General features: G+C 68.9%; 8 protein-coding genes. 1 reads left to right on the top strand and 7 read right to left on the bottom strand.

Translation table 11 applies throughout. The features are described 5' to 3' along the window. Positions 1-139: 139 nt before the first annotated feature. From ABD154_RS00880 to pdxH, 3 genes are all read right to left on the bottom strand, one after another. Positions 140-826, bottom strand: coding sequence for an iron-dependent transcriptional repressor DtxR (locus ABD154_RS00880; RefSeq protein ID WP_198499555.1), 687 nt, complete (start codon positions 824-826; stop codon positions 140-142). 158 nt (positions 827-984) lie between these two features. Then, positions 985-2,532 carry an aldehyde dehydrogenase family protein gene (locus tag ABD154_RS00875; protein WP_344249419.1) on the bottom strand — a complete coding sequence of 516 codons (1,548 nt, stop codon included), beginning with the start codon at positions 2,530-2,532 and terminating at the stop codon, positions 985-987. Positions 2,533-2,666: 134 nt separating this feature from the next. Continuing rightward, complete coding sequence (gene pdxH, locus ABD154_RS00870) at positions 2,667-3,338, bottom strand: pyridoxamine 5'-phosphate oxidase (RefSeq protein WP_344249417.1); 672 nt, start codon at positions 3,336-3,338, stop codon at positions 2,667-2,669. A gap of 115 nt (positions 3,339-3,453) precedes the next feature. Here pdxH and serC point away from each other — a divergent pair, with 115 nt between their 5' ends. Next, positions 3,454-4,605 carry a phosphoserine transaminase gene (serC, locus tag ABD154_RS00865; protein ID WP_344249415.1) on the top strand — a complete coding sequence of 384 codons (1,152 nt, stop codon included), beginning with the start codon at positions 3,454-3,456 and terminating at the stop codon, positions 4,603-4,605. Positions 4,606-4,861: 256 nt separating this feature from the next. Here serC and ABD154_RS00860 read toward each other — a convergent pair whose 3' ends face one another. The 4 genes from ABD154_RS00860 to ABD154_RS00845 form a co-directional block, all read right to left on the bottom strand. Continuing rightward, positions 4,862-5,356: a DUF456 domain-containing protein gene (locus tag ABD154_RS00860; protein WP_344249413.1), complete on the bottom strand. Its 495-nt coding sequence runs from the start codon at positions 5,354-5,356 to the stop codon at positions 4,862-4,864. An 81-nt stretch (positions 5,357-5,437) separates the two neighbouring features. Next, the gene (locus ABD154_RS00855; RefSeq protein WP_344249411.1) at positions 5,438-6,697 is read right to left on the bottom strand and encodes an MFS transporter; all 1,260 of its coding nucleotides are present in this window, start codon (positions 6,695-6,697) and stop codon (positions 5,438-5,440) included. An 8-nt stretch (positions 6,698-6,705) separates the two neighbouring features. Further along, positions 6,706-7,722, bottom strand: coding sequence for a DUF3027 domain-containing protein (locus ABD154_RS00850; protein ID WP_344249409.1), 1,017 nt, complete (start codon positions 7,720-7,722; stop codon positions 6,706-6,708). After that, positions 7,722-8,102: a cold-shock protein gene (locus ABD154_RS00845; protein ID WP_344249407.1), complete on the bottom strand. Its 381-nt coding sequence runs from the start codon at positions 8,100-8,102 to the stop codon at positions 7,722-7,724. Before ABD154_RS00845 ends, ABD154_RS00850 begins: the two co-directional genes overlap by 1 nt. Positions 8,103-8,153 lie beyond the last annotated feature (51 nt).

Genomic DNA, 8,153 nt, shown 5'->3' with positions numbered 1-8,153 from the left:
GCTCCCCGGGCCGGGTTGTGCAACGTTTCGTTACACACTCTGAGCTCTGTGCGTCGACTCCGTCACGGAGTGCGACCGCTGCGTGATGTCACGACCGGTGACGGCCTGTGCCGCCGGGACCTCAGGCGGTCAGTTCCGTTCAGCGCTTGTGGGCGAACACGTGCGAGGCGGTCTCGACGGGAAGGTCGAGGACGTCCTCGGCGCCGGGCACCTGCACGGTGATGTATTCGCCGTTGCGGGTGATCTCGACGTCGGTGCCGGGCATCACCCCGGCGACCTGGAACTGCTGGAGGAGGTGGATGTCGACCTGCAGCGGTTCGGCCAGCCATGCGATCGTCAGCTGCGTGGCGCCGTCGCGGGCGACCGCGGTCGCGAGGTCGACCACCTCGGCGCCGTTGCTCGCTTCGGCACCGATGACCTCGAGACCCGGGATCGGATTGCCGTAGGGACCGGACTTCGTGTCGGGCAGCAGGCTGACGAGCTTGCGCTCGACCTGCTCGCTCATCACATGCTCCCACCGGCAGGCTTCGTCGTGGACGAGCTCCCACTCGAGACCGACGACGTCGGCGAGGAGCCGTTCGGCCAGACGGTGCTTGCGCATCACCTCGGTGGCGATGCGACGCCCCTCCGGGGTGAGTTCGAGGTGTCGATCATTGCTCACATGGAGCAGGCCGTCGCGCTCCATCCGGGCCACGGTCTGGGAGACGGTGGGTCCCGAATGGTCGAGGCGCTCGGCGATCCGGGCCCGCAGGGGCACGATCGACTGCTCCTCGAGCTCGATGATCGACTTGAGGTACATCTCGGTTGTATCGACGAGGTCGTTCACTTAAGACCAGCCACTCCACTCTTCGTCTTCAGGTCTGGGGAGACCATGTCAGGCGTTCACACATTTCAGGGGGCGTGCGACCGTGCCCCGGCTGCGATGTCTCGCGGCCCCCTGAGATTCACATCGATTCTATCGTGGCCGCGGGGTCGCTGCGGGTCTCAGCCCGCGTTGACGTACGCCGTCTTGTGGACGGTGTAGAACTCGCGTGCCGCTCGGGCCTGTTCGCGGGGTCCGTAGCTCGACCCCTTCCGGCCTCCGAACGACACGTGGTAGTCCACCCCCGCCGTCGGCGCATTCACCATCACCATTCCTGCCTGGGCATAACGCTTGAAGTGGCTCGAATATTTCAGCGACGACGTGAAGATGCCCGCGGACAAGCCGAACGCGGTGTCGTTGGCCACCGCGAGCGCCTCGTCGTAGTCGGCGACCTTGATCACCGAGGCGACCGGACCGAAGACCTCATCGACGTTGATCGTGTCGGTCGGCTTCGTGCCCGTGACGAGAGCAGGTGCGAGGAAGTACCCCTCCGTGTCCGCCTCAATGCGGTCACCGCCGGTGACCTCACCGCCTTCGTCCCGGGCGATGTCGATGTAGCGCAGGTCCTGGGCGAGCTGGTCGTCGGAGACGACGGGGCCGATGTCGACGCCCGCGGCGCGGGCATCGCCGACGGTCAGGCCCTGCATCCGCTCGGTGACGAGCCGGACGAATTCGTCGTGGACGTCGGCGGTGACGATGAGCCGCGACGAGGCGGTGCAGCGCTGACCGGTGGAGAAGAAGGCGCCGTTGACCGCGGCATCGGCGGCGGCGTCGAGATCGGCGTCGCCGAGGACGACGAGCGGGTTCTTCCCGCCCATCTCACACTGCACGCGGATCCCGTGTTCGCTGGCCGCGGCGATGACACCGCGCCCCACGGCGGCGGATCCGGTGAAGGTGATGGCGTCGACGTCCGCCGAGGCGGTGAGCACGTCCCCGACGACGCGACCGGGCCCCATGACGAGGTTGAGGACCCCGTCGGGCAGGCCCGCCTCGACGAGGATGTCGACGAGCGCCGAGGCGGAGCCGGGGACGAGTTCGGCCGGTTTGAACACGACGGTGTTGCCATAGGCGAGCGCCGGGGCGATCTTCCAGGCGGGGATGGCGATGGGGAAGTTCCACGGCGTGATGACCCCGACGACGCCGATGGGCTCGTGGGTCATCTCGGCGACGAGGCCGGGGCGCACGGAGTCGATGATCTCCCCGGTGTTGCGGATCGTCTCACCGGCGAAGAACTTGAAGATCTGCGCGGCGCGCAGCACCTCACCGCGGGCCTCGGTCAGCTGTTTGCCCTCTTCGCGGGCGAGGAGGTCGGCGAGGGCGTCGGCGCGTTCGGCGATGAGGGTGCCTGCGGTGTCGAGGATCGCGAAGCGCTGCTGGGCGGGGAAGTCGGCCCAGGCCGGTGCCGCGGCAGCCGCGGCGGCGACGGCGTCGGTCACGGTCTGGGCGTCGGCACGGGCGAAGCTGCCGATGACGTCGGCGGGATCGGACGGATTGCGGTTGAGCACGCGGTCCTCGGACCCGCGGCGCTGTCCGCCGATGAGGTTGTCGAACCGGGCGACCGCGGCCTCATCCGTCCGGGCGGCGTCGCCCCGGTTGGCCTCCGGGGTCTGACGCTCCGGTGCTGCCTGGTCGCTGCCGGCCGTCGTGGTGTCCTGCGGTGTCTGTGCCATGGATGCTCCTTGAGGATTCGGGGTGGGGACGGGTCGTCCGGCTCACGACGCTGCGAGCCGGGAGACCCGGCGGGGGTGTCTCTGTCAGGGTGGCTGCCTGCCCAGGAGAAAGTCGGTGCAGACAGACCTTTCGGTCAAGGATAGAGGCGGACGAGCTCCCATTGGTCAGCGGCCGCGAGATCGCCGGGGTCGTGACTGCCGTCGGCACGTCGGAACACCCACCGGTCGTGGAAGCGGTTCTGCTGTCCCTGCCAGAACTCGATCTCGAACGGCCGGATGCGGAACCCGCCCCAGTGCGCAGGCCGCGGCACCTCACGCCCCTCGAATTCGGTCACGGCGGCGGCGTACTCGGCTTCCATCTGCTCGCGCCCGCTCACCGGCTGGGACTGCTTCGACACGCTCGCCGCGATCTGCGAGCCGCGGGGGCGCACCGAGAAGTACGCGTCGGACTCCGCGGCGGCGACCGCCTCGGCGAGGCCCCGGATCCGGATCTGCCGGTGCATGTCCTGCCACGGGAAACTCGCCGCGATGCGCGGATCGGCGGCGAGCTGCCGTCCCTTCGCCGAGTCGTAGTCGGTGAAGAAGACGAAGCCGGCGGCATCGACGGCCTTGAGCAGGACGATGCGGGCGACGGGACCCCAGTCGTCGAGCGTGGACACGGTCATGGCGTTGGGTTCGCGGACCTGGCCGGCGGCTTCGTCGTACCACGTGCGGAACAGGTCGAGCGGGGAGACCTCGGGGCGGTCGAACGAGGACGAGATGTAGGAGGCCCGGGTCTGGGCCAGGCGGTCGACAGGCTCACTCATGGCTCCACTCTACGGGCGGTCACGGACACGGCCTGACCGTGCGGGGTGCGGGCACGATCCGCACGTGATGAGACGGCCCGCGGTCGCTGCGCGGCGAGACCTTAGAATGGCGTGCGTGACTGCGACGAACCTGACGATTCCAGACGAACTCCTGCCCGCCGACGGACGTTTCGGATCGGGCCCGGCCCGCATCCGGTCGGCACAGATCGAGGCGCTGAGCGCGGCCGGGGCGACCGTGCTCGGCACGAGCCACCGCCAAGCGCCGGTGAAGAGACTCGTGGGCCGGATCCGCACCGGACTGGCCGAGCTCTTCGACCTTCCCGAGGGCTACGAGGTCGTCCTCGGCAACGGCGGGTCCACCGTGTTCTGGGACGTCGCCGCCTTCGGTCTCGTCCGTGAGCGGGCCGCCCATGCGACGTTCGGTGAGTTCGGCCAGAAGTTCGCGAAGGCCACGGACACCGCCCCGCACCTCAAGGACTCCCTCATCCTCGCCGCCGAGCCGGGCACCGCGGCGATCCCCTCCCCCGCCGCCCTGGCCGACGCCGGACTCGACGGGACCGCCGACGTCTACGCGTGGCCCCACAACGAGACCTCGACGGGTGTGGCGACGACGATCGCGCGGCCTCAGGGCATCGACGACGATGCGCTCGTCGTCATCGACGCGACGTCCGGTGCCGGCGGCCTGCCCGTCGACATCGCCGAGACCGACGTCTACTACTTCGCGCCGCAGAAGAACATGGGCTCCGACGGCGGCCTGTGGGTGGCGATCCTCTCTCCGAAGGCGGTCGCCCGGGCGCAGGAGATCAAGGACTCCGGGCGCTGGATCCCCGCTTCGCTCGACCTCGTCACCGCGATCGACAACTCCCGCAAGGATCAGACGTACAACACCCCGGCCGTTGCGACTCTGCTCCTGCTCGCCGAGCAGATCGAGTGGATGAACGGCAACGGCGGCCTCGAGTGGGCCACCGAGCGCACGCGCGAGACCTCGGGGTACGTCTACAACTGGGCGGGGTCCGCCGAGGTGGCCCGCCCCTACGTCGCCGATCCCGCGGACCGTTCGTCGGTCGTCGTCACCGTCGACTTCGACGACTCGGTCGATGCCGCCCGCGTCGCCTCGGTGCTGCGCGCCAACGGCATCGTCGACGTCGAACCGTACCGCAAGCTCGGCCGCAATCAGCTGCGCATCGCGACGTTCGTCTCCGTCGACCCGGCCGACGTCAAGGCGCTGCTGGGCTGCCTCGACTTCGTCATCGACGCCCTCGCCTGACGGGCCCCAGCCCAGGCCTGGGGGCGTTTCGGACCCCGCACCCTAAGCCGCACACACAACCCGTGCGCACGGTGTGTGAGCAGCTCAGAGTGCCTCTCGAGAAGTGACGCCGACGCACAAGCCGCTGCGGGTAGTGTTCGATGTTCCGCGTAGTGGTTGGGGCTCCGGGTAGTGTTCGGCACCCCGAGTAGTCGATGAGGCTCCGCCGGCACCCTGCGGCCCCGGCCCGCAGCCCACCTGACCTCGCCGCGTCTTCTCACATAAAGTGGATGAGCAGTCCGATGCCGAAGGTGATGGCGGCGAGCAGGGCGAGACCGAGCTCGATGACGGTGCCGATGCCGATCGCCTTGATCGAGCCCCAGCTCGATCCCCACGCGACCTTCGGGTCCTTGAGTCGGGCCAGCTCGGCGAGGTAGAGGCCGAGGACGAAGCCGACGGGCAGACCGACGACGGGGATGACGAAGAAGCCGACGATCGCGAGCACTCCGCCGAGCATGACCGACCGATTCGGCACGGACATCTCCTTGAGCTTGCGGCCGGTGAGGACGAGCGACGCGCTCATCCCGGCGGCGACGAGGACGGCGACGATCGCGAAGACGATCCACGCGGCGGGAGTGCCGATGACGATGGCCCAGATGAGCACCCCGATGCCGATGAGGATCGATCCGGGCAGCACCGGCACGATGATGCCGAGACAGCCGATGAGCACGGCGATGCCGACGAGCACGGACGTCAGGATGTCCGGATCCACCACGTGACGGGCCCTTTCGAGTTCGGAGACGAGAGCGCAGGCCCGATCTTACGGGACGCAGGTGTGGAGCACCTGGCGACGCTACGGGTGCCCGTGGTAGCTGACGTGGAGCCGGATGCGCGATTTCGGGTCGTAGGTCAGGCGGAGGTTCTTCGCGACGATCATCCAGACGAGTCCGACCGCGAATGCGAGCAGCCCCGAGGCCGCACCGACGGCCATCGACATCCGCGGACCGAACGCATCGGCGACCCATCCCGCCAGCGGCGCGCCGAGCGGGGTGCCGCCCATGACGACGGCCGCATAGATCGCCATCACTCGACCGCGGTAGGACGCCGGAGTCGTCGTCTGCACGTAGGCGTTCGCCGAGGTCAGCATCGTCAGCGACGAGAATCCGACGAGGATGAGCGCGGCGGCGAACACGTAGTAGTTCGTGATGAGCGAGGCGAGTCCGACGGCGAGGCCGAACCCGCCGGCGGCGCCGAAGATGAAGCGCAGTCGCGGTTTCTCCCGCTTCGCCGAGGCGAGGGCACCGGCCACCGAGCCGATCGCCATGACGGAGTTGAGCAGGCCGAATCCGCTCGCATCCTTGTCGAACTCGATCCGCGCCATCGTCGCGGTGTAGATGTTGAAGTTGAACCCGAAGGTCGCCACGATGAAGAGGACGACGAGCACGATGACGACGTCAGGGCGGGAGCGCAGGTAGCGGAACCCGCCGAGGACCCCGCCGCCGCCTCGGCGATTGGACGGGTGGAGGCGTGAGCGGTCGAGCCGGATGAGCACGGTCAGCGTCGCCGCGAACCCGAGCCCGCTGATGAGGAACACGGGTCCGGCGCCGACGAGGGCCGTGATGACTCCGGCGACCGCGGGCCCGATCATCCGCGCCCCGTTGAACGACGCTGAGTTGAGGCTGACCGCGTTGGGCAGGAGCTTCTCGCCGACGAGCTCGGAGACGAAGGCCTGCCGGGCGGGGGTGTCGAGGGTGGCGAGGATGCCGAGGACGAGCGCGAGCACATAGACCTGCCACAGCTCGATCGTGTCGGTGATGACGAGGACGAAGAGCAGCAGTCCGACGGCGCCGAGGAGGGCCTGCGTGACCATGAGCAGCGCGCGCTTGGAGAACCGGTCGGCGAGCGCCCCCGCGAAGGGGAACATGATGAGCTGGGGACCCATCTGCAGCGCCATCGTGATGCCGAGCGCCGAGGCGTTGTTGTTCGTCAGGTAGGTGAGGACGAGCCAGTCCTGGGCCGTCCTCTGCATCCACGTTCCGGTGTTCGAGATGAGCGCGCCGGCGAACCAGTGTCGGTAGTTCGGTTCGGCGAGCGACCGGAACGTGTGGGCCATCGAGTGGTTCAGCCCTCCTGGAACTCGAGTTCGCCGCGGGCGTAGTCGTCGACGACGGCTTCGGCCGGTTCGGTGTCCGGGCGTCTGACGTCGGTCTCCGAATGCGCGCCGCAGCCCGAATCGAGTTGGACGACGCGGCCGTCGAAGGGCGACCAGGCGTTTGCGCAGACCCCGAACTGCTCCCGCAGCGAACCGGCGATCGGCATGAAGTACCCGCAGGTGCTGCAGTGCGCCGAGGCGCGGGTGGAGAATTCGCCTTCGGCACCGGCATCGGAGTTCGCCCACCGGGTCGCGGCCGAGGAGATCCCCTCGGGTGAGAGCACCCGCTCGCGACCGATGCCGAACTCGAAGTTGGCGATCTGGTCGATGTTGTCGGCCGAGTTGTCCTCGGTCTGCTGGTAGCCCGGCTGCAGGTTGGGATCGGAGTCGACCTTCGGCAGGGTGTCGCGCGGGGTGAGATCCCCGGGTTCGAGGCGCTGGTCCCACGGCACCCACTCGGGGGCGACGAGGGCGTCGGGTCCCGGCAGCAGGGCGGTCTCGCAGACGGTGACCTTCTTCGACCGCGGTGCCCGCGCGAGGACGGCGACCCAGCGCCAGCCCCGGTAGCTCGGGTCGGTGCACACGAAGTAGTGGGTGACGAGCCTGGTGCCCTCGGCCAGCGCGCCGAGGTGCTCGCCGATCACGGAGCTGCCGGCCACCTCGGCGATCGCCGACCGGGCGATGTCGCTCGCCGCTGCCAGCTGGGCGTCGAGGACGACCTTCTCCGAGGTCGAGCGGGCCGGTTTCACGGCTGCGGTCTTCTTCGTCGAGGGCGCGTCCGATGTCGTCTCGGGATCGCTGCTGGCCGTTTCGGGATCGCCGGTGGCCGTCGCGGCATCGGTGGAATCGACCGGCACCGAGGTGGTGGCGACGTCCGCGTCCTCAGGCGCCGAGGCGGCGGCGACGTCCGCGTCCTCAGGCGCCGAGGCGGCGGCCTGGGTGCCCGTGCGCTGGTCGTCCAGCCACGTCGTGAAGAGAGAGGACATCATGACTCCAAATCGTCGGCGATCGCCCGCAGCAGCGAGGCGACCTTGTTCCCGTGCTCGCGGTCGGGGTAACGGCCGTGCTGCAGGCCGTTGTTCAGGTCATCGAGAACTTTGATGACGTCTTCAACCATAACCGCCATGTCCTCGGTGGAGCGGCGGCGGGCCTTCGCGACCTTCGCGGGAGCGCTGATGAGCCGTGCTTTGAGCACCTGGGCGCCGCGGCGGGAGTCGACGACGTCGTAGTCGAGGCGGGTGCCCTTCGTGACCTCGGTGCCCTCGGGCAGGACCGAGGAGTGGAGGAAGGCCTGCGAGCCGTCCTCGGCGACGACGAAGCCGTAGCCCTTGTCGGCGTCGAACCATTTCACGCGTCCGGTTGGCATGGTGTCCTTTCGTGCAGTGCTGCCGTGGTGTGCAGCCCTGCGGTGTCTCGG

The sequence above is a fragment of the Brevibacterium sanguinis genome (assembly GCF_039528855.1).
In the GTDB taxonomy this organism is placed as follows: Bacteria; Actinomycetota; Actinomycetes; order Actinomycetales; family Brevibacteriaceae; genus Brevibacterium; species Brevibacterium sanguinis.
This window is presented reverse-complemented; position numbering and strand designations above follow the sequence as displayed.

What these genes read in the sequence shown, in the direction of transcription:
- ABD154_RS00850 (WP_344249409.1), bottom strand. Translation starts at nt 7,722, where the DNA reads ATGTCCTCTCTCTTCACGACGTGGCTGGACGACCAGCGCACGGGCACC.
- ABD154_RS00875 (WP_344249419.1), bottom strand. Translation starts at nt 2,532, where the DNA reads ATGGCACAGACACCGCAGGACACCACGACGGCCGGCAGCGACCAGGCA.
- ABD154_RS00845 (WP_344249407.1), bottom strand. Translation starts at nt 8,102, where the DNA reads ATGCCAACCGGACGCGTGAAATGGTTCGACGCCGACAAGGGCTACGGC.
- ABD154_RS00855 (WP_344249411.1), bottom strand. Translation starts at nt 6,697, where the DNA reads ATGGCCCACACGTTCCGGTCGCTCGCCGAACCGAACTACCGACACTGG.
- pdxH (WP_344249417.1), bottom strand. Translation starts at nt 3,338, where the DNA reads ATGAGTGAGCCTGTCGACCGCCTGGCCCAGACCCGGGCCTCCTACATC.